This window comes from Pseudomonas pergaminensis (genome assembly GCF_024112395.2).
Taxonomy (GTDB): domain Bacteria; phylum Pseudomonadota; class Gammaproteobacteria; order Pseudomonadales; family Pseudomonadaceae; genus Aquipseudomonas; species Aquipseudomonas pergaminensis.
Genome location: NZ_CP078013.2, coordinates 5,112,130 through 5,132,609 on the forward strand (window position 1 = coordinate 5,112,130; position 20,480 = coordinate 5,132,609).

A 20,480-nucleotide genomic window follows, 5' to 3' on the forward strand; every position below is an offset into this window, starting at 1 on the left:
AACGCACGACGCCATTACTGGCTTCGTTTTTGGGGAGACAACCATGGAACAAGCACGTCAACAAATGGCGCCGCTATCGGTGAGCGTCGAAGAATCTGCCCGAATTCTGGGTATCTCGCGCTCGGCCACCTACGAGCTAATCGCTCAAGGCGAAATCAAGACTTTCAAAATCGGACGCCGGCGCCTGGCGCTGGCGTCCGAGCTGAAGGCTTTCATCGAGCGCGCAGCAAAGGTCGGGGCACGATGAAGTGCGAAAAGAATGAGGAGTGGGGATTGCGCAGGGCTGCGCGAGAGATGCCAAGGCGGTGTTCGAGCACCGCCCTAGCGAAACACACTGGATAGCACCAACGTGAAGGTCAAACTATGACACGTCATTCTTCAACTGAGCAAGACCGCAAGATGATGGAGGCCCTGCGACACGGGCCGGTATCAACCATCGAGGCCGCCAAGGACCTGGATATCGTCCAGCCACCGAACACCATCCGACGCCTCAGGAAAAAGGGGCACGAAATCCGCACCTATTGGACGCACCAGTCTACTGAGCCGGGCCGCCCACCTCACCGCGTCGCCAAGTACATCCTCATGCGCGAAGCGTCGTAATCCAAAGATAGCGGGTGTCTCCATAACGGAGACACCCGTTCCGCCTGCCTGTGAGCCGCTAATGGCCAGAAAAAAATCCTACAAAGTCGATTTTGGCGGCGGCCGAGTTTTGGCGCTTCCTTATCGGCTCTTGGTCAGCGACGCCTTCGACAATCTGTCGACCAAGGCGGTAACGGTGCTGATCAAGTTGGCCAGGAACTACAACGGCCGTAATAACGGAGATCTGTCCTGCACCGCCTCAATGATGGCCAAGGGTAAGCCTATGGACGCGAAGACGCTTGCCTCAGCCCTCTCTGAGCTTATAGAGGCTGGGCTGATCGTGCGCACGAGAGAGAGCCGGAAAGGCGGCAGAGAACAGGGAATGGCCCGTTGCGCGCTGTATGCGGTCACGTGGGCAGCAATTGACGACTGCCCGGGAAAGGAGCTCGAGATTTCCCCTGGGCCACCGCGCTTCAAGTTCATCTGAGTTCGAGTTTTTCGGTGGGAATTTTTCCGCCTAGTACTGGGAATTTTTCCCAGTCATCACTCCCTCATTGTCCGGTTGCGTCCGGTTATTTTGCTGAAATGGTGCAGTGCTGGGATTTTTTCCCAGTACCTTTCAATGAAACCGGGGCCTCCAGAGGAGTGCGTAAACGGAAAAAATCCCACCCTTTATAAATTACCACCACCAGGGGTTATTAAGATGGGACCAACGACCTACCAGCAGGCCCGCTGCACTCATGGTTATGCAGGGAAATGTAAGCGCATCGGAGGCTTCACTTTCCTTGTTCTCGACTGGCGACCTTGGACGATGCTCGGAATGTGTAGACCGTGCGCCGAGGAAGTGAGGAAAGACCTTATCTACCTCACCGAGAAGGCACCAACGGCCAGCAAATGAAAAAAGGGCACCACCCTGTTTCGGGGTAGTGCCCTTGATGCTGCGAAGGTTTCGTAGTTTGTCAGCCCTACTCCAACACCACCGCGCGGTATTGCTGATCGCCGCCCAGGTCATCCGAGCCGAACAGAGCCTGGTTGACGGCCTTCTTACTATCCAACAGACGGTCATGCTCATCATGAGTGCCAATGTCCGCCGCAACCCACTCAGGGAGCTCCTTACGCCGCCGCATCTCGCTCAGGTGCGTCCACCACCGAGTAGCGTAACGCCGCTCTGCGAGAATGAGCTCAACCACTAAGGTTCGTTGCTTCTCGGTGAAGAGTGGCAGGTGTAAGACGCTAGAGTCTTCCGCCTCAGTGCGTGCCGAGCCCTCCCCTTCAAATTCGGACTTATCTTGGCCTTTCAGGGCGTTACTGATATTTTGGTAAAGTTGCATGACGTGTCTCTCAAGGTTGCGTCGTGTGATCGCCAGGCCGCTGTTGACGCAGCGGCTTGGCACCTCTTTTGAGATGGCCCAAATCTGGACCATCGATTCAATCGGCTCCGACTTAAGCCGATCGACATACGGGATTTCCCCGCATCTACTGCTTACCCTTCTCGCTGATCCAACCAGCCGCCCAGCTCAAGGGGTCTTTCGACTCCATCGGCTCAAGTGGCTTTCCTGCCCGTGCTGCCCTGATCCCCTCCTTTGCCGTCTCCTCGTGAATCCAGACCGTTGTCCGTTTGTAGCCTGCTGCCTTCTGCCGTTCGGCGAAGTCCCGCTGCCGATCCGCGCCGGTCCTCTTGCCAACCGCGCTGTTCAAATCTTCCATTCCCTTCCCCTGTTAGTGCTGACACAAAGAGATAATGTCACCCTGTTAGTGCTAACACAAGGGATAGGTGCAAAAAATAATTGCAGGTCCCCGCAGCATAGAAGCTCAGACGATCCAAAAAACATAAGCTTGATCTTATAGCGGCCTAAAGCCACTATTTCGTGATTTATACACAGGGAACTCAAAGTGACAGCACAGTTTGAGAAGCGCTTTGCAGAGCTAGATAAACAGTTGATTCAGCTGCTTAACGCCACCACGATGAGAGGCGACCCAAGAAGGGAGGGCCAGACAGAGTACCTAGCCCCGGATTTGATTCTGAATTGGTCAGTAAAGGTTAAGGCACTGCTTGAAAGGGTTTGCGGCAAAGAATCTAGTTACCTGCAAAGGTTTACCGAAGCTGATGAGAAGCAAATGTTCGATGTCGGCGTTGCCCGCTTTGAACGAATGCGAGCTGTTTTTCTGGCAGCAAAAGAGGATTTTGAGGGGGGGTATCTCAATTCGCTTCGAAATCTGGTGCAAGCTGACGTCTTCACAAGCGAGCTAGAACAGGCGGGTCAGCTGCTTGATGCTGGATATATTTCGGCAGCCGCTGTGATTGCCGGGGTGGTGCTTGAAACCACGATCCGCAACCTCTGTACCGATCGTGGTATCGCCCATGGGTCACTAGATAGAATGAACGCCGATCTGACAAAGGCGAGCGCTTACAACTCAATCCAGCAGAAACGTATTACCGCGATGGCTGGCATTCGCAATAGCGCTGCGCACGGCAAGACAGACGAATTTACCTCAGGAGACGTAAAGGGGATGATTGATGACGTCGAGCGATTCTTAGCGACGATACTGCACTAAATTCAATTTCTAGGTGCGCTCAAATCTGAGCACTTTCGCCTTGAAACTCAACAGAGCAGTTTTTTGAAGGGCATCAACTTTGGCTAATACAATGAGTACAAGCCGCCCACAGCACCAATTCAGACGGACACTTAAATGCGGCACTTAGATAAAATAAATATAACTCTTGCACTTCTTTTATCTTTTTTGATTGGCTCGTTATTTGGGCTCTCGGTCGAACTGGGATGGGGACTACCACTTGGAACCTCTCTTACATTGGTAATAGCCACACTGGGTTTCGGGGTAACCTTATATCAATCGCATTCAACAAGACGGCACAACAGACTTTTGGTAAGACCACATTTAATTCTTAGCCTACCCTTCTCAAGCATTGAAATAGATGGCTTCTACTCATTTTCAGTAAAAGTGAAAAACTCTGGACTGGGACCTGCTTTAATTGAAAAATTTTCAATATCTATTGGCAAGGACGGCGATATACCGTCCGGTTCTTTGCTTGAAACCATTCAAAAACATGCCCGCGAGCAATTTAATGCCAAGGGGAACACACGCTGCGGATCGAACTACCTTCGAGAAGGTAATGCTATAGATAAAGGGGAGGAAAAGACGATACTCGAAATCAATTTCCGCAAGGAAAAAATTATATTCAGCGAGGCTCGAGAACTAGCAAAACTTTACTCATCCACTATCGCTATAAAAATCCACTACCACTGTCATTACGGAAACAAATTCAAACTAAATAAACTAGCATCGCAAAATAAAAATTTAAAACCTGATCTAACAGACATCACCTAAATCGATATAAAAACCGAATGAGACACTTGGATCTTGTAGTATACCATAACTTAATCCAGGGAATTTAAGGCAGTCTTCGGGAATGGTAATGAGGTGCCGAAATGTGCCGCAAATTCATCTCACAGAGACGTTGTAGTCTCACTAGACTTATGTTGATCTCATCAGCAACCATTGACGCCCGATGCTAAAAGCTCGAAAGCAAGCCGGCCGGGCGTCAGCTATGCTCCTCTCGCCACTTATCCCTGAGACGCACGCCCTAGCGTGCCAACGATCACCACAGAGCTAAAGCTCAAGGAAGCGCTGGATGTACAACCTTTTGATGACAGCTGGTGAAGATGACTGGAATAGCCCTACGTGGTCACTATCTACGGGTAGATACCTCGAGCACACGGTTCAGATATTAAGGAATAGGTTCGAAATTCTTTCCCCCGATACGGTCCAGCAGCTCAAACAAATGCCAACCCTATTTGCATATGAGGACTTCCGCGATCAGCCTGCCACGGTAGGACGCATTACTGAAATACAACAGCTCCAACATGAGCTTCGAATCACTCTCGCCATAGATCCTGCAGTGGCTCCGATACCACAAGCCGTATTAAGGACTCTTTATCAGGACCTTGATATCAATACTAGGAACTTGGAGCACTGCCGCACCCATTGGGCGATAAAAGATATTGATCTGGTTGGCGTTTTGGTAAGGGCCAACCTTATAAATCTTCCCCTACTACCACCTCAGCCTAGGCCTCCCAAAGTTTTCATATCCTACTCGTGGGACTCACCGGAACACCGGCAGTGGGTTGCATTGCTGGCAGGAACACTGCGCTCCAACGGAATCGATGCGACGTTAGATCAATGGCACGTTAGAGGAGGCGAAGATCTAGCGGGTTTTATGGAAAGGTCCATCCGCGAAGCAGACCGCGTGCTGGTAATTTGCACTGAAGCATATGTGGAAAGGGCTATTGGTAGGCAAGGAGGGGTTGGGTACGAGCATACAATGGTAACCGGCGAATTGATGAGAAACGTAGGAACCGCTAAATTCATTCCAGTAGTTCGCCAGTCCAGTCGGCCGATCACCCTGCCAACAGAACTGAACACTCGCCGATATTTCGACCTTGGCCCAGGTGCGGAATACCCGACACAGTTGCAAGCCCTCATTAGAGACTTGCATAACGTGCAGACCCCAATTCCACCACTGGGGCCAAATCCCTTTCAATGAGGCAGACCAAATGAGCCGAATCAGACCGTTTGGTCTGCTTGGCTCCTGCTCCTCCTGACAGCAGGCTGGAGCAGGTGTTGCGATGACAGCAACACCTTCGCTCAACCGTGCTCCTTGCTCACCCTTCATCCATTCAGAGCGAGGTGGGATTCTCTCACCCCGCCTGGGCTGCCAACTGCCGAGGATTTCTCTGCGGTTCGCAAATCCCACCGATCAGGGGTATTTCCCCATTGGGGGAAGATGTGAGCAAACTTGCTCATATCCAATACGCGCCACGTTTTAACATCTCGCAAAACGTGGCGCGCAAACCTCACATACCTAAATGGTAGGTCAGCCCTCCCCTCTCCATCCTCAATCTGAGGACGGACTGAGCCGAAAACCCGGCTATGTATCACTTTGCCTACCCTCGACTTAATGCAACAAAAACACCCTCTTCAATCCCGCCAAAACTAACTGTTTCAGTCCCGTTTAATCCGGTTATGTGTATCACCTAGAGTACACCTAAAAAGCACTGGATAAATGATCAGATCATGCCTAATGTGAGTTTTTGAGCCACTCAAAACTCATTCGAGACAGCACCTATGAACACAGCTAAGCCCGCCCGAGGACGCCAGCACAAACCAACTCGCTCTGAAGTTGCTGCCGCCTGGGACCGCCTTCGCGAAGCCGCGGCAGACGGAAGCGTTCAAGCATCCGCGCTGCTGATAGCGCTCGCTGAAAACAAACCGGTCATCGCCATGGAATCGCCGGCCGCATGACTGATCGCGATAAAGCCGGCAAATGGAAGCCGGGGCAATCGGGTAATCCCGGTGGTCGTTCTGGCCAAACGCAGGAGCTGCGCGCCCGACTCGCGGAAGGTGCAGACGCCGTGACAAAGAAGGTTCTGACAGCGGCCAAGAAGGGCGATATGCAGGCTTGCCGGCTGATCCTTGAACGACTGGTACCGCCAATCAAGCCAACTGCCGAGACAGTGTGCTTCGACCTCGACGATACCGACCTACCCAGCGCAGCCAAATCAATCCTCCGCGCAGTTGCCGCCGGCGAGCTACCGCCCGACCAGGGCAAAGCATTGATCGAAGGACTAGGCGCTGTAGCCCGGGTGATCGAAGTTGCCGAGCTACAGAAGGCCGTCGAAGAACTCCGCGAACAGATGGAGGGAATGCGGCAATGAGCGTTAAGTGGATGCGGGCCGAGCTCAAACGAATTGCAGAAAAGATCGGCGCCGACGACGAAGAGACAGTTCTCGTTATGTTGACGGTGGTGGACTGCAGGGTTAACGCGGTTGAGGAGGAGATGGACTACCCCAAGACAGTGGGCCATTCGTTCAACTATCCCGTCTTGGGCGTACAGATGGTGATGCACTTCCCACTGTGCACCATGAACAGCTATGACGCGGCCAATCTGGCAGAGGCGTTCATTCTCCACGTCCGCGCAATTGAACGCCTCCGCCGCCCCGCTCCGGTAGGTGTGATGGATATGCGGCCATTCCCAAGTTCTGGTGCCTGGATCTTCCCGCCGCTGGCTGATGGGCAAAACATCAAAGAGCACGTCGCAGAACAGTACCAACTGATCATCGAGGCCCGCCATGAACATCCGTAGCCAGGTGGCCAAGCTGCGTCAGCAATCCGGGCTCACTCAATTCAATCGTGACGTGCGAGAGATCAGCGCCCTTATGGACGAGTTGCACGCCGCAGCAACCGGTGGCGGCCCCCAAGAGAGCGTGTCCCTATTCGAGATCCTGAGCGAAGCCTCAGACCAACAAACGGCCGAACCACGGCCAGACAATCAAAAGGTAACCCAATGAAAATCGGCAAACGATCCGTCCTCAAAGTTGGCTTGGCCAACCTCCACTACTCCGAATACGAGCACTCCCAGGTAGAGGCAAGAACCTTCAATATTCAGCGCCCCGATGGCACCAAAGGAACCTGGCAGGCCGGTGGCTTGCTGAAGTCCGTTCGCCATTTGCAGGGCTTGTCGCTGGAGGCGTTCAAGGACCTCGGAGAAGAAATCCTCTCGATTCGAGGGAACAAGGACCTCAACGCCGCTGCCATTGAGCGCAAGGGTAAGGAGCAGATTGATGGAATCATTCCCGCCCTGATGCCGGCGATGGAGAAGGCAGCAAAAGATATGCTCACGTTGGCCCAAACGGTGGCCAGCGGCTTTGCCGCGGTCACGCCGCGGGCTAGCTCGGACGTTGTTGGTTTCCTGGCCGATCAGGAGCTACGAGCCATCGTGCGTAGCCTCAAGCCGGAAGAGCGCCAGCGACTAGTCGCTGAGGCGCGCGCAGGCAGTCACCCCGACGTTGTAGAGGCCGTGCTCAGGGCAAACCCAATGCTCTCCGGGCTATCGCCAGAGGCGGCTGACAGCCTGTCGCGAGCAGGCATTGCCGCGTCGCGCGCCGAAGACATCGAAGGGCTCAAGCAGATGCTAGCGATCTACGATGACGTGCTGGCCACCGCCTCCAATGCTGGTGTCGCACTGAGCGGCATGGTTGCCAATTCGAATGGGTACACCGGCCGGTTTGAGAAGTGGAGATCGGGCTGCGAAGGCTCCGAAGCGCTTCGCGAATGGCTAGCAAAAATGCCCTCTCGCACCTCCGCAAAAGCGTCTTCTGATCAATCCGAAGCGGCCTAACTGCCGCACCCGTGCGCTACGCAAGTATTGGTGGCGCCGATCAACGGCAGACTCTGTGAGTGTGAAGACATGACCTTTCAAGAGCGCTTTACCGAGGCGTGCAAAACGCAGAAATTCAAACCATACGAACTGATCCAAGGGCCGGACGCCGGCTACACGGTGTGGGAGGTCCAGCACGTCAGTGGTGGCCAACAGGTGACAGTCGACGGCCCCTTCTTCACCGAGGAAGAGGCCAGGGTTTCGGCCGACCTGCTGAGGGGGACATTCCGCGGTGCCCGGGCCAGCGAGGCAATCTACAACCGGGTGTGGAACTACGACCCGCGCCAGGAGCAACTGACCATCGACCAGGCGCATATGTCACGCGCTGTGCTCGCCATTCGCCTTGGGCTTCCAGCCCCTTCGACTAATCCATAGGAGGCCTCATGGCCGCTACAGCAATCGATTACAACCCACGTACCACAATCAAGCTCTATGGCCAGCTCCGGCGGTTCGGAAAGGTCTATCACCTAGCCGTTCGCTCGCCTGCCGAAGCAATCAAAGCCTTGTGTGTACAGATCCCAGGCCTTGAGCGTTTTATCTCTAACGCCAAGTCGCGCGGCTTGGAGTTTGCAGTGTTTCGCGGCAAGAAAAATATTGGCGCAGAGGAGCTGGGATACCAGGGCACCGGCGACATCATAATCTCGCCTGTTATCGTTGGTAGTAAGCGTGCTGGAGTGTTGCAAACAGTCGTCGGGGCAATTCTTATTGCCGCGTCATTCTTCACGTTCTGGGCACCTCCAGTATCGGCAGCGCTATTCGCATCAGGCGTGGGTATGGTCGCCGGTGGAGTTATCCAAATGCTCAGCCCCCAGGCCGGCGGTCTCAAGACAAGCGCTGCGCCAGAAAATCAACCTGGATACGCGTTCGGTTCAGCCCGAAACACCACCGCCTCAGGAAATCCCGTGCCGCTATGCATTGGCCACCGTCGTTGGGGTGGAGCAATCATCAGCGCTGCAATTTACGCTGAAGATAAAGTTTAAAAAAACCTAGAAAAAATCAGATCCTAATCAGTCTCATTCTTCACGAGACTTTGAAAAACCAAATATTTTCTCTTGCTGATTTACAAAGTAATCATGAGTGAATGAAATGACATCCACGTAGTCCTCATAAATTATATGCAGTTGATTGCTGTAATGCTCCGAGCGTGGAAAAACTCGCCAATGGACTGGCTCTCCCGGAAATATTTCAACCTCACCATCGCTACGCAAAACTATCATGCGGTCGTCCATTTCTAGGACTGTACCAAATGGAGCAGTTCCCGTTGAAACCACATCACCATCGAATGGGAGATCCTGACCGCCTAAATATTCAAATTTTGAATTAGATTTTTTTTCTGCTTTATAAGATGAGTTGTAATTACTGACAGATATCGCTCCGCCAGATATTTTGTACATCTTCTCTCTGCTACCCCATACGAAATCGGGCTCAGCAACACTGCTTAATCCGAAGATTTCTCGCTGATCAATTATTCGATCAAACACACGAATTTTCTTCTTAGTTCCTGGATCTTTCTCCTCTCTAAAGCTGGCCATAAATGCGTCTTCAGAGGTCCACCCCATAACGCTTTGGAACGCCCAGTCGCAAGCACTGCAGGCTTGGGTGGCGAGCTGTCTAGCATTTCCCAGCGAATCAAAACTGCTTCGTGGAACGCTGAAATCAAAGAGCCCGTCCGTTCCCGCCGCAGTGGCCAGCGCGCTAAACCGCTCGGATGCTTTCACCTGAAATATGCTTGCGTCATGATGTTTATTTAACCGACTCTCTCTTGAGCGAGTAGAGGCAGTTCGCGGAAATGAATAGAGGCCTTCATTACCACCTGCAAAGAACTGGTTATAGTAAACTTCTGTATCTGTAGGGAGAAAGTTAAACGGACTAGTCTGTGTCGACCAATACTCGCGAGACTGCATATTTTCCGCATGCAAATTAGCCTCAGACAGCCTTGAGAGCTGGAGCTTTATAGGATGTTCAACGTGGGGGTCGCGCAATATTCTACGAACCTTAGTATTATAGAACAAATCACTATCTGAAAAGGCGACTCTAATCGCCGTCTGAATTTCCAAATGTTGATTTGCTATATCATCTATAAACTCCTCCCAGGCAACCTTATGAAGTTCTCCCCCATCACCCAAAAGGATAAGTTCGCCTGAGTAGATTTGAGAATCCCAATAACTTCCGGGAATACTAAGTTTCACAGAGCGCATTTTTTGCCCCTATGTATCTTGGCCATCTGCGCTTTCGAGATAAACCCGAATACCTTCCAGCTAGTCAAAATTACTTCCGTAGGCCTATCCCATGGAGCTATCCAGTGCGCGACTGGGTAACCATGCCAGTTTTCATGAGAGTCACCCACAAACTTTGCAACATGGAGAGGGCAGCCAATGGGCGGTGGTGCTATCCCAATGGGCTGCACAGAGCCGCCACCAACATTAAGGCCCCAATAACAGTCATTTCCGAACCAGTCGGCTGAGGCGGCAAGATCAAAACATCCTTTTTCCTCAGGAAGTGAGATCGTCCATTGGGACTTAATTCCTGCAAAAGCTCTGCTTCGATGCTGCGGATTTGGCGTGTAGATCAAAGGCCCTCTCCCTGAGCGCGTACCTAGTTCCTAATAGTATCGAAGACTCCTATGCGCCTTTCTCGATGTCAAGCTCTCTAGGGTATGCCTATCCAGATACAGGCTTATTTTGCCTTTCTCGGGCTTTTCGCTTGATAAGTAACACCCAAAATGCAACATTCTTAGTAGAACGCCCTAACTGATACAGGCACCCATCATGTTCATCCGCGCATACCTCCGAGCATCCACCGACGAACAAGACGCCGGCCGCGCCCGGGCGTCGCTCGAGCAGTTCGCCAGCGACCACAACAAGGTCATAGCAAGCGTTTACCAGGAGAACGCCAGTGGCGCCACCGCCGATCGGCCTGAGCTGTTGCGCCTGCTCAAGGATGCCCGCAAGAGTGACGTGTTGCTGGTGGAGTCGATAGACCGACTCTCCCGCTTGCCGGTAGAGGATTGGCAAAAGCTGAAGGCTGCTATCGACTCCAAGGGTTTGCGCATCGTCGCGCTCGACCTTCCGACCAGCCACCAGGGAATGCAGGACACCAAGGGCGACGAGTTCACCGGTCGGATGCTGGGAGCAATCAATTCCATGCTGGTAGAGATGATGGCGGCGATTGCCCGAAAGGACTACGAACAGCGCCGCGAACGACAGGCTCAAGGTATCGAGAAGGCTAAAGCGGCTGGCAAGTACCAGGGCAGGCCTGTTGATGCCGACTTGCATAGGAGGGTCAAGGAACTGCTCGATGCCGGGCTAGGCATCCGAGCCACCGCTAGGCACGCCGATTGCTCGACCACTACCGTTCTCCGTATACGGAACTCGACTTAATCACCAGTTGTTGAATGGAATGTCTGAGCACGTAACGATGCTCTTGTCATATCCATACTGCTTAACTAAGAGCTCAGCAGCTTTCGCGGCACGAGCCTGATTTGGATTGGGCCCCACGATCAGTTTTTTCAGCACATCAGGCTTGGCATTGAGCAGATCAATTGAAATGTACGGTATGACGTAGGATGGCCCGGTACGAAACCGCACTTGGTGATCGGGCTTGTTCGAAATAATTCGCCACTCCGCCTCTTCATGGAAGCCCTCGTGCTTGAACAGCGGTGCAAGCTCCAACAATAGATTGCAAATCGTATTGAGCACTCGATCTGCTTCAGGTTTTAGATCCCCATTAAGGCGGTCCTTGATCGCGAACATACAGTCTAGTTTTTCTTCGGTAGGAAGCGAAAAGAACTCCTCCACCGAGTGCGGGACCGACGGAAAGCAATCCCTACCTGCAGAAATTATGGTCGCCACTGCCCCAGCCTGATCCTCATGCTTATAAAGGCACTTCTCCAATCGAATGCCTCTCTCCTCGCAGTACTCTGCTACCAGGCGTTGATCAAAGCCGATGCAGTAACCACTTCCACCGGGGCAATACCCCCGCCACTGGCTGAGCAAATCAGGCTTTTCACTGAAAGAAGAAACGTAGAGATCCTGCTCGTCCATTTTGTTCAAATGGCCATGGAGCATGAAACCGAATGTCTCCCAATAGTCATCTTCATAGGAATGGCTTGCCATTGCTCTGGCGAACGACAGGGCATGAACGAACTCTGTGGGATCGTTTAGGTAATGAGTATTGGTTGCCCAAATTGACTTGCTGTCGAGGACTCCAAGCAATCCTTGCTGGCTGGTGTAGTGGTAAAGAATGCTCAATTGCACCCATCCTGCACCCATGAACACAACCGCCTATCCATGGAGTGTGCGCAAGTCGTTGAATTTAATGGTGTCCCAGGGCCGGTTCGAACGGCCAACCTTCCCCTTAGGAGGGGGATGCTCTATCCAATTGAGCTACTGGGACAAATGACAGCCGTCGAGCCACGGGCATGGCGACGGACGGCGTGCATGTTAACGGTCAGGGTGGGTTTTGTCATGTCGTCCGTGGGCTTTTTGAGTGTAGGCCTATACCTCTGTGAATGATCCCGGTTTGGCCCTGCAAATACGGGCTCCCAAGGCCATCGTGCAAATTGCACTCCCCCAAAACGCCATCATTGCAAATTGCAACCTTTCCACCCTTTGAAGTAGACTCAACCTGTTGATTTTATTGAATTATTAGATTGGCACGACACCTGCAATACTTCTCCTACAAACCCAATAAGCCACGGCGTTGAGCGGAGAACATAATCATGAACAGTGCCCTTCTGTTAGCCCTTAACACCGTAGCCCTGGCTGCATTGGTCACGTTTCACTTCCAGTCGACAGGTGCCAACGACCCGGCGCAGATCAGCCAGGCCGTGCCGCACCACCTGCAGCAACGTCCGCAACTGGCGGTCATGACGCCGAACGCGCAGTCGCCAGTCCGTCTGGCCCAGGGCACCCAATCTGCAACTGCGTCTGAACACTGGGTTTTCTGAGGAAGTCGTTGATGAACAAATTCGCCTGGCTGTTTCTCTGCCTGACTGCATTGGCCGTCGTTGTTGGCATGGGCACCGAGTCTGCAGACAGCCAAACTACCGCATTCATCGCCAGCGGCGTGTTTGCCAGCCTTCTAGTGCTGACCCTGATTCTAGGTCGTCGCATCAAATTCGATCCCGTCCTGCGCTAACCCACCCCCCTCGCCTACCTTATGTCGCCTCACCCTCGCTAATCGGCAAATTGCCACTAGTCTTAAAGCTAAGGGCAAAAGGCCACTTTGCGATAGGATGTGCGGCCTCAAACCCTGTGGTGGCCTGACTTGCGGGAAGTTCCCTCGCGGATTTACGCGAAGAAAAATTTTCCAACCAGTCCGCAAAAATGCAAATGAGTGCTGGCATAAAGCCTTCAGGCAGTTCAATATTTGTCACAGAATTGACGCCAAGGAAATGGCAAATCTGAGGCATGATGCGACCTCTTTGCAATTCAGGTTGAACTTTGGTCGTGAGCCTTGTCTTAACACTCATCTTGCGGCCAATTCCAAAAACCGCTCCCCTGAACTAACCGGTTAAATATATGCGCCCATTGAAACAGGCAATTTATTCCAGCCGTACGGCTGACAAGTTCGTCGTACGTCTGCCAGACGGAATGCGGGAACGCATTGCCGAGGTGGCTCGCAATCATCACCGCAGCATGAACTCCGAAATCATCGCGCGCCTGGAACAAAGCCTCATTCAGGAAGGTGCGCTGGGCGACGAGTTGAGCATGCGCCTGGACAGCCCCGAGCTGTCGCTGCACGAACGCGAACTGCTGCAGCGCTTTCGTCAGCTCTCCCACCGCCAGCAAAATGCTCTCGTCTCGCTTATCGCGCATGACGTTGAGGCGGCCGCAGAAGCCAATTGATTTGCAGCTGAAAGCCGAAGCCAGCCATGTGCTGGCTTTTTTTTGCCTGGGATTTGAGGGGGGTCGCGAAAGCGCCGGAGAGAACGAACGAGCTACTGGGCCTTGTGCGTTATCGTTGAGGATTTTTCGCTGGCAAGCCAGCTCCTACAGGGGAGCTGGCGCCAAGAGGGATTAGAGCAGGAAGATGGTTGCCAGACCCAGGAAGATGAAGAAGCCACCACTGTCGGTCATAGCCGTGATCATCACGCTGGCGCCCATGGCAGGGTCACGACCAAGGCGGGCCAAGGTCATGGGGATCAACACCCCCATCAGGGCAGCGAGCAGCAAGTTGAGCGTCATGGCGGCGGTCATCACCACACCCAGCGACCAACTGCCATACAGCAGGTAGGCCACCACGCCGATCACTCCACCCCACACAAGGCCGTTTATCAGGCCTACCGCAAGCTCCTTGCGCAACAGACGCGATGAGTTGGCCGTACTGACCTGATCCAGCGCCATCGCCCGTACGATCATCGTAATGGTCTGGTTACCCGAGTTGCCACCGATCCCCGCCACGATCGGCATCAGCGCCGCCAGCGCCACCAGCTTCTCGATGGAGCCCTCGAACAGCCCGATCACACGCGAGGCAATAAAGGCGGTGATCAAGTTAACGGCCAGCCAGGCCCAGCGGTTATGCAACGAACGCCAGACCGAGGCAAAAATATCTTCCTCTTCACGCAGACCCGCCATGTTGAGGACTTCGGTTTCGCTTTCCTCACGAATCAAGTCGACGATTTCATCGATGGTCAGACGCCCGATCAGCTTGCCGTTCTTGTCGACCACCGGCGCCGAGATAAGGTCATAACGCTCGAACGCCTGGGCCGCATCATAAGCATCCTCATCGGGATGAAAACTCACGGTGTCGCTGGCCATCAAGTCCGCAACTTTCTTTTCCGGATCATTCACCAGCAGGCGCTTGATCGGCAGCACACCCTTGAGAATGCCTTCGTAATCAACCACGAACAATTTGTCGGTGTGGCCTGGCAACTCTTTGAGTCGGCGCAGATAACGCAGGACCACTTCCAGGCTGACGTCTTCGCGGATGGTGACCATCTCGAAGTCCATCAGCGCACCGACCTGATCCTCATCGTAGGACAGCGCGGAGCGCACGCGCTCACGCTGCTGAGTATCCAGCGCTTCCATGAGCTCATGGACAACATCACGGGGCAGCTCGGGAGCCAGGTCAGCCAGTTCGTCGGCGTCCATCTCCTTGGCCGCAGCCAGGAGCTCGTGATCGTCCATGTCGGCGATCAGGGTTTCACGGACCGAGTCGGAAACTTCTAGCAGGATGTCGCCGTCGCGGTCGGCCTTGACCAACTGCCAGAGGGTCAGTCGATCATCCAGCGGCAAGGCTTCGAGAATGTAGGCGACGTCGGCGGAGTGCAGGTCGTCGAGCTTGCGTTGCAGCTCGACGAGGTTTTGCCGGTGAACCAGGTTTTCGACTAGGTTGTTATTCGGGCCGTCCTGGCGATGCGTCAGGTCTTCGACCACGCGCTGGCGCTGCAGCAGCTCGATGACTTGAGCGAGGCGATCCTGCAGGCTTTCTTGTGTTTTCTTTACTTCTACTTCGGTCATAGGCGAACTCCACTCCCAGCAGCGGGGCACGCCGGAAGGATCAATCAGTCAATTCATGATTGGTAAAACGGGGTACTGAGTAACTACTGGGTAAGTCCATGGAGGTATTCCACAAGCCCCGGCGGGGCTGACGGGCGCAATGATACACCGCCCGGCCACTTTAAACGTTAAAAAACTGGAAAGAACAAGCGCTTGCGAGCCAAAGCTAAGCATTGGCTGCATCTAAGAACTGCGACGACGCAGCGGGAAAGGAAAACACATGCAGGCAGGAGAAAAAGATGAAGTCCTACACAAACCCCAGACGGCAAAAAGCCCGCACTAGGCGGGCTTTTTGTTTGTATGGTGCACTCGACAGGATTCGAACCTGTGACCGCTCGGTTCGTAGCCGAGTACTCTATCCAGCTGAGCTACGAGTGCAGATTGTGTTTTTAGACCAGATCACAACTGGTTGTAACCGAATCACCTGCATTGCTGCAACTGACTCTTAAATGGTGCACTCGACAGGATTCGAACCTGTGACCGCTCGGTTCGTAGCCGAGTACTCTATCCAGCTGAGCTACGAGTGCATTTGTTGCCGCGCATTATAGGCCGTTCAATCTCTATGTAAAGCTATTTTTTCGAGTAATTTCAACAACTTACCGAAAAAACCAGATTGCAACGTACTAAGCAAATAATGGCGGAGAACGGGGGATTCGAACCCCCGACACCCTTTTGAGGTGTACTCCCTTAGCAGGGGAGCGCCTTCGGCCACTCGGCCAGCTCTCCGCAACACGGGGCGTATATTAACCACGTTCATCCCCGTTTGCAAACATAAAAAACGATAAAAATTAAAGGCTTGGTTCTTCGTCCTTCTCTTTCTTGATCCGCAGGTAGATTTCCTCGCGGTGCACCGCTACCTCTTTCGGAGCGTTAACCCCGATACGCACTTGATTGCCTTTGACGCCGAGCACGGTCACGGTGATTTCGCCATCACCGATAATCAGGCTTTCTGCGCAACGACGAGTCAGAATCAGCATACCTTTCTCCTCACGCATTTCAGTTCAGGAACAACAGTCTGCAAAAAAAAGGCCTTCGACCTACAACCAAAAGGTCATAGTCCTACTGCCTAAGTATTGTCGAGCGCACGCAAAAGAACATGCGCCCTACAAAAAAAGGAAAGGCGCGGTAAACCGCGCCTTCCTGGCACTGCATCACTCGCCCTGTCGGGCCGGAGCGTCCAACTCAAAAGCGGTATGCAACGCGCGCACGGCCAGTTCCAGGTACTTCTCTTCGATCACCACCGAGACTTTGATTTCCGACGTGGAGATCATCTGGATGTTGATGCTTTCCTTGGCCAGGGCTTCGAACATGCGGCTGGCAACGCCGGCATGGGAACGCATGCCCACCCCCACGATCGACACCTTGGCAATCTTGGTATCGCCGACCACTTCACGGGCGCCGATTTCCTTCGCGGTGTTCTGCAGGATTCGCTCCGCCGCATCGTACTCGTTACGGTGCACCGTAAAGGTGAAATCGGTGGTGTTATCGTGCGAAACGTTCTGCACGATCATGTCGACTTCGATGTTCGCGCCGCTGATAGGGCCCAGGATCTTGAAGGCCACGCCCGGGGTGTCTGGCACGCCACGGATAGTCAGCTTGGCTTCATCACGGTTGAATGCGATACCGGAAATGATCGGCTGTTCCATGGATTCCTCTTCATCAATAGTAATGAGGGTGCCCGGACCCTCTTTGAAGCTGTGCAGTACGCGCAGCGGAACGTTGTACTTGCCGGCGAACTCCACCGCACGGATCTGCAACACCTTGGAACCGAGGCTGGCCATTTCCAGCATCTCTTCGAAGGTGATCTTGTCCAGGCGCTGGGCCACGGACACCACACGCGGGTCGGTGGTGTAGACGCCATCCACATCGGTGTAGATCTGGCATTCATCGGCCTTGAGGGCCGCGGCCAGCGCCACGCCGGTGGTGTCCGAACCACCACGCCCGAGGGTGGTGATGTTGCCCTGCTCGTCCACACCCTGGAAGCCTGCTACAACTACCACGCGCCCGGCTTTCAGATCCGTACGAATTTTCTGATCGTCAATCTGCAGGATCCGCGCCTTGGTATGCGCGCTGTCGGTGAGGATGCGCACCTGGCTGCCAGTGTAGGACACCGCCGGCACACCGCGTTTATTCAACGCCATGGCCAGCAAGGCGATGGTCACCTGCTCGCCGGTGGACACGATCACATCCAGCTCACGCGGCAGCGGCTGTTGATCACCACTGATTGCCTTGGCCAGATCGATCAGGCGATTGGTCTCGCCGCTCATGGCCGACAGCACCACCACCAGGTCGTCGCCGGCATCGCGGAACTTCTTAACCTTGTCGGCCACCTGCTCGATTCTTTCGACAGAGCCGACCGAGGTGCCTCCAAATTTCTGTACGATCAAAGCCATTTCTAAGCCGCCTCAGCCCGTAAAGGGGCGCCTAATATCCAATCAACCAGCACCGAGCAGCCCGTGACTAGACCACGGGCCGGTTAACGGTGCCTTAAATACCTGCCTCGACAAACGGCACGGTCAGGGCCAGGGCCGCGTCCAGGGCGCCAGCGTCTACACCACCGCCTTGCGCCATGTCCGGACGACCACCGCCCTTCCCGCCCACTGCCGCGGCGGCTTGCTTCATCAAATCACCGGCTTTGAGTTGGCCAGTCAGGTCCTTGGTTACACCAGCAACCAGAACGACCTTATCCTCATGGACACCGCCGAGCAGGATCACTGCGCGGCCGAGCTTGTTCTTCAACTGATCGACCAGGGCCAACAGCGCCTTGCCGTCCTGGCCATCCAGGCGTGCAGCCAGGACTTTCACGTCCTTGACGTCCACGGCCGAGGCCGACAGATCGTCGCCTGCAGCACTGGCCGCCTTGGCCTGCAACTGCTCCAGCTGCTTCTCCAGGGCACGGTTGCGCTCCAGCACAGCGGACAGCTTGTCGATCAGGTTGTCGCGGCTGCCCTTGACCAGGGTGGCCGCTTCCTTGAGTTGTTCTTCAGCCGCATTCAGGTAGGCCAGGGCTGCTGCGCCAGTCACCGCTTCGATACGGCGCACACCGGAGGCCACGCCGCCTTCACTGACGATTTTCAGCAGGGCGATGTCGCCGGTACGGTTGGCATGGATACCACCACACAGCTCCACCGAGAAGTCGCCACCCATGCTCAGTACCCGCACGCTGTCGCCGTACTTCTCGCCGAACAGCGCCATGGCGCCCTTGGCCTTGGCGGTCTCGATATCGGTCTCTTCGGTCTCTACCGGGGTGTTCTTGCGAATCTCGGCGTTGACGATTTCTTCCAGGGCCTTGATCTGCTCAGGCTTGATCGCTTCAAAGTGGCTGAAGTCGAAACGCAGGCGCTGGCTGTCGACCAACGACCCCTTCTGCTGCACGTGCTCCCCCAGTACCTGACGCAGCGCGGCGTGCAGCAGGTGCGTGGCCGAGTGGTTCAGCGCGGTGGCGTGGCGCACGTCGGCGTCTACCTGGGTGTCCACCGGCGAACCGACGGTCAGGTTGCCCGAAGCCAACACGCCGTGGTGCAGGAACGCACCGCCAGTCTTGGTGGTGTCGCGCACGTCAAAACGCCCGGACGCCGCCTTGAGGAAACCGCAGTCGCCAATCTGGCCACCGGATTCTGCGTAGAACGGGGTCTGGTCCAGGACCACCACGCCTTCATCGCCTTCATTCAATACGTCAACCGACTGGCCGTCTTTATAGAGGGCAACCACTTTGGCCGCACCCTGGGTGGCCTTGTAGCCGGTGAACTCGGTGGCCACGTCAACCTTGACCAGGCTGTTGTAGTCCATGCCGAAGGAGCTGGCCGAACGCGCACGCACGCGCTGGGATTCCATCTCGCGCTCGAAACCAGCTTCATCGAGGGTCAGGTTGCGCTCACGGGCGATGTCGCCGGTCAGGTCCATCGGGAAACCGTAGGTGTCATAGAGCTTGAACACCACGTCGCCCGGCACCACGCTGCCTTGCAGGTTGGCAAGGTCTTGCTCGAGGATCTTCAGGCCCTGCTCCAGGGTCTTGGCGAACTGCTCTTCTTCTGCCTTGAGCACGCGCTCGATGTGCGCCTGGTTCTGCTTGAGTTCCGGGAAGGCTTCGCCCATCTCGGCCACCAGTGCCGCGACGATCTGGTAGAAGAAGCTGCCGTTGGCGCCCAGCTTGTTCCCGTGGCGGCAAGCGCGACGGATGATGCGACGCAGCACGTAGCCACGGCCTTCGTTGGACGGCAGCACGCCGTCGGCAATCAGGAAGCCGCAGGAACGGATGTGGTCAGCCACCACTTTGAGCGACGCCTGGTCTTCATTGGCGCAACCGATAGCCTTGGCGGCCGCGGCCAGCAGGCTCTGGAACAGGTCGATTTCGTAGTTGGAGTGCACATGCTGCATCACCGCACTGATCCGCTCCAGGCCCATGCCGGTGTCGACCGACGGCGCTGGCAGCGGATGCAACACGCCATCGGCGGTGCGGTTGAACTGCATGAACACGTTGTTCCAGATCTCGATGTAACGGTCGCCGTCTTCCTCTGGCGAGCCCGGTGGGCCACCCCAGATATCGGCACCGTGGTCGTAGAAGATCTCGGTGCAAGGGCCGCACGGGCCGGTATCGCCCATGGTCCAGAAGTTGTCGGAGGCGTACGGCGCGCCTTTGTTGTCGCCGATGCGCACCATGCGCTCGGCCGGTACGCCGACCTGCTTGGTCCAGATGTCGTAGGCTTCGTCATCGCTGGCGTAGACGGTGACCCAGAGTTTTTCCTTCGGCAGTTTCAGTACGCCGGTGAGGAAGGTCCAGGCGAAGTTGATCGCATCTTGCTTGAAATAATCGCCAAAGCTGAAGTTGCCGAGCATTTCGAAAAAGGTGTGGTGACGGGCGGTGTAGCCGACGTTTTCCAGGTCGTTGTGCTTACCACCGGCGCGCACGCACTTCTGGCTGCTGACAGCACGGGTGTAGGCGCGTTTTTCCTGGCCCAGGAAGCAGTCCTTGAACTGGTTCATCCCCGCGTTAGTGAACAGCAGGGTTGGGTCATTGCCTGGGATCAAGGAGCTGGAGGCGACACGGGTGTGACCTTGCTCTTCGAAGAAGCGAAGGAAGGCTTCACGGATTTCTGCGCTTTTCATTAGGTTCTTCCACGGAGGCTGCGGCCAAAGGCCAGTGCGCAACATCATCAGACGAA

25 protein-coding genes and 4 tRNA genes are annotated in these 20,480 nt (G+C 54.8%); 16 read left to right on the plus strand and 13 right to left on the minus strand.

Going from position 1 to position 20,480, the window contains the following annotated elements; genetic code table 11:
- Positions 1-43: 43 nt before the first annotated feature.
- The 3 genes from KUA23_RS23160 (at position 44) to KUA23_RS23170 (ending at position 1,066) form a co-directional block, all read left to right on the plus strand.
- Complete coding sequence (locus KUA23_RS23160) at positions 44-247, plus strand: helix-turn-helix domain-containing protein (RefSeq protein ID WP_252994309.1); 204 nt, start codon at positions 44-46, stop codon at positions 245-247.
- Positions 248-363: 116 nt separating this feature from the next.
- Positions 364-600 (plus strand): helix-turn-helix domain-containing protein, encoded by a 237-nt coding sequence (locus tag KUA23_RS23165; RefSeq protein ID WP_252992905.1) that lies wholly within the window; start codon positions 364-366, stop codon positions 598-600.
- A 61-nt stretch (positions 601-661) separates the two neighbouring features.
- Complete coding sequence (locus tag KUA23_RS23170; RefSeq protein ID WP_252992906.1) at positions 662-1,066, plus strand: helix-turn-helix domain-containing protein; 405 nt, start codon at positions 662-664, stop codon at positions 1,064-1,066.
- Positions 1,067-1,544: 478 nt separating this feature from the next.
- Here the strand turns inward: KUA23_RS23170 and KUA23_RS23175 are convergent, their stop codons facing one another.
- Positions 1,545-1,910 (minus strand): hypothetical protein, encoded by a 366-nt coding sequence (locus tag KUA23_RS23175; protein WP_252992907.1) that lies wholly within the window; start codon positions 1,908-1,910, stop codon positions 1,545-1,547.
- Positions 1,911-2,055: 145 nt separating this feature from the next.
- Positions 2,056-2,286, minus strand: coding sequence for a hypothetical protein (locus KUA23_RS23180; protein WP_252992908.1), 231 nt, complete (start codon positions 2,284-2,286; stop codon positions 2,056-2,058).
- 186 nt (positions 2,287-2,472) lie between these two features.
- On the opposite strand from KUA23_RS23180, the gene KUA23_RS23185 reads away from it, so the two are divergent.
- From KUA23_RS23185 to KUA23_RS23225, 9 genes are all read left to right on the plus strand, one after another.
- Positions 2,473-3,135, plus strand: coding sequence for a DUF4145 domain-containing protein (locus KUA23_RS23185; protein WP_346356359.1), 663 nt, complete (start codon positions 2,473-2,475; stop codon positions 3,133-3,135).
- 135 nt (positions 3,136-3,270) lie between these two features.
- Positions 3,271-3,927, plus strand: a complete 657-nt coding sequence (locus KUA23_RS23190) for a hypothetical protein (RefSeq protein WP_252992911.1) — start codon at positions 3,271-3,273, stop codon at positions 3,925-3,927.
- 304 nt (positions 3,928-4,231) lie between these two features.
- Positions 4,232-5,143: a toll/interleukin-1 receptor domain-containing protein gene (locus tag KUA23_RS23195; protein ID WP_252992912.1), complete on the plus strand. Its 912-nt coding sequence runs from the start codon at positions 4,232-4,234 to the stop codon at positions 5,141-5,143.
- A 754-nt stretch (positions 5,144-5,897) separates the two neighbouring features.
- Positions 5,898-6,314, plus strand: a complete 417-nt coding sequence (locus KUA23_RS23200) for a DUF5681 domain-containing protein (protein ID WP_017529439.1) — start codon at positions 5,898-5,900, stop codon at positions 6,312-6,314.
- The gene (locus KUA23_RS23205) at positions 6,311-6,742 is read left to right on the plus strand and encodes a hypothetical protein (protein ID WP_252992913.1); all 432 of its coding nucleotides are present in this window, start codon (positions 6,311-6,313) and stop codon (positions 6,740-6,742) included. Before KUA23_RS23200 ends, KUA23_RS23205 begins: the two co-directional genes overlap by 4 nt.
- Positions 6,729-6,947 carry a hypothetical protein gene (locus tag KUA23_RS23210; RefSeq protein ID WP_092359525.1) on the plus strand — a complete coding sequence of 73 codons (219 nt, stop codon included), beginning with the start codon at positions 6,729-6,731 and terminating at the stop codon, positions 6,945-6,947. The genes KUA23_RS23205 and KUA23_RS23210 overlap by 14 nt, the downstream gene beginning before the upstream one ends.
- Positions 6,944-7,777, plus strand: coding sequence for a hypothetical protein (locus tag KUA23_RS23215; protein ID WP_252992914.1), 834 nt, complete (start codon positions 6,944-6,946; stop codon positions 7,775-7,777). The genes KUA23_RS23210 and KUA23_RS23215 overlap by 4 nt, the downstream gene beginning before the upstream one ends.
- Positions 7,778-7,846: 69 nt before the next feature.
- Complete coding sequence (locus KUA23_RS23220; RefSeq protein ID WP_017138409.1) at positions 7,847-8,191, plus strand: hypothetical protein; 345 nt, start codon at positions 7,847-7,849, stop codon at positions 8,189-8,191.
- 8 nt (positions 8,192-8,199) lie between these two features.
- A complete protein-coding gene (locus KUA23_RS23225; protein ID WP_252992915.1) occupies positions 8,200-8,796 on the plus strand; it encodes a tail assembly protein in 597 nt (198 codons plus the stop codon).
- A gap of 33 nt (positions 8,797-8,829) precedes the next feature.
- Here KUA23_RS23225 and KUA23_RS23230 read toward each other — a convergent pair whose 3' ends face one another.
- On the minus strand, positions 8,830-10,014 hold the full coding sequence (locus KUA23_RS23230) for a hypothetical protein (RefSeq protein WP_252992916.1): 1,185 nt from the start codon (positions 10,012-10,014) through the stop codon (positions 8,830-8,832).
- A gap of 570 nt (positions 10,015-10,584) precedes the next feature.
- Between KUA23_RS23230 and KUA23_RS23235 the strand changes: the two genes are divergently transcribed.
- The gene (locus KUA23_RS23235; protein ID WP_252992917.1) at positions 10,585-11,196 is read left to right on the plus strand and encodes a recombinase family protein; all 612 of its coding nucleotides are present in this window, start codon (positions 10,585-10,587) and stop codon (positions 11,194-11,196) included.
- On the opposite strand, the gene KUA23_RS23240 is transcribed toward KUA23_RS23235, so the two are convergent.
- Positions 11,197-12,066 carry a DUF2971 domain-containing protein gene (locus KUA23_RS23240; protein WP_252992918.1) on the minus strand — a complete coding sequence of 290 codons (870 nt, stop codon included), beginning with the start codon at positions 12,064-12,066 and terminating at the stop codon, positions 11,197-11,199.
- 68 nt (positions 12,067-12,134) lie between these two features.
- A tRNA-Arg gene (locus tag KUA23_RS23245) sits at positions 12,135-12,211 on the minus strand.
- Between the two features lie 325 nt (positions 12,212-12,536).
- Between KUA23_RS23245 and KUA23_RS23250 the strand changes: the two genes are divergently transcribed.
- Together KUA23_RS23250 and KUA23_RS23255 are read left to right on the plus strand one after the other, a co-directional pair.
- The gene (locus KUA23_RS23250) at positions 12,537-12,764 is read left to right on the plus strand and encodes a hypothetical protein (RefSeq protein WP_252992919.1); all 228 of its coding nucleotides are present in this window, start codon (positions 12,537-12,539) and stop codon (positions 12,762-12,764) included.
- An 11-nt stretch (positions 12,765-12,775) separates the two neighbouring features.
- Positions 12,776-12,955, plus strand: coding sequence for a PA3371 family protein (locus KUA23_RS23255; RefSeq protein ID WP_078049874.1), 180 nt, complete (start codon positions 12,776-12,778; stop codon positions 12,953-12,955).
- A gap of 19 nt (positions 12,956-12,974) precedes the next feature.
- On the opposite strand, the gene KUA23_RS23260 is transcribed toward KUA23_RS23255, so the two are convergent.
- Positions 12,975-13,289: a hypothetical protein gene (locus tag KUA23_RS23260; RefSeq protein ID WP_252994321.1), complete on the minus strand. Its 315-nt coding sequence runs from the start codon at positions 13,287-13,289 to the stop codon at positions 12,975-12,977.
- 49 nt (positions 13,290-13,338) lie between these two features.
- Between KUA23_RS23260 and KUA23_RS23265 the strand changes: the two genes are divergently transcribed.
- On the plus strand, positions 13,339-13,665 hold the full coding sequence (locus KUA23_RS23265; RefSeq protein WP_003175643.1) for an Arc family DNA-binding protein: 327 nt from the start codon (positions 13,339-13,341) through the stop codon (positions 13,663-13,665).
- A 171-nt stretch (positions 13,666-13,836) separates the two neighbouring features.
- Here the strand turns inward: KUA23_RS23265 and mgtE are convergent, their stop codons facing one another.
- The 7 genes from mgtE to alaS all read right to left on the minus strand — a co-directional run bounded on the left by mgtE (position 13,837) and on the right by alaS (position 20,424).
- Positions 13,837-15,279, minus strand: coding sequence for a magnesium transporter (gene mgtE / locus KUA23_RS23270; protein ID WP_058427502.1), 1,443 nt, complete (start codon positions 15,277-15,279; stop codon positions 13,837-13,839).
- Between the two features lie 340 nt (positions 15,280-15,619).
- Positions 15,620-15,696 (minus strand) — tRNA-Arg (locus tag KUA23_RS23275).
- A 72-nt stretch (positions 15,697-15,768) separates the two neighbouring features.
- A tRNA-Arg gene (locus KUA23_RS23280) sits at positions 15,769-15,845 on the minus strand.
- A 108-nt stretch (positions 15,846-15,953) separates the two neighbouring features.
- Positions 15,954-16,044: transfer RNA gene (locus tag KUA23_RS23285), tRNA-Ser, on the minus strand.
- 62 nt (positions 16,045-16,106) lie between these two features.
- The gene (gene csrA / locus KUA23_RS23290; RefSeq protein ID WP_003175645.1) at positions 16,107-16,295 is read right to left on the minus strand and encodes a carbon storage regulator CsrA; all 189 of its coding nucleotides are present in this window, start codon (positions 16,293-16,295) and stop codon (positions 16,107-16,109) included.
- 174 nt (positions 16,296-16,469) lie between these two features.
- On the minus strand, positions 16,470-17,711 hold the full coding sequence (locus KUA23_RS23295; RefSeq protein ID WP_010208327.1) for an aspartate kinase: 1,242 nt from the start codon (positions 17,709-17,711) through the stop codon (positions 16,470-16,472).
- 94 nt (positions 17,712-17,805) lie between these two features.
- Complete coding sequence (alaS, locus tag KUA23_RS23300) at positions 17,806-20,424, minus strand: alanine--tRNA ligase (RefSeq protein WP_252992920.1); 2,619 nt, start codon at positions 20,422-20,424, stop codon at positions 17,806-17,808.
- Positions 20,425-20,480: the final 56 nt, after the last annotated feature.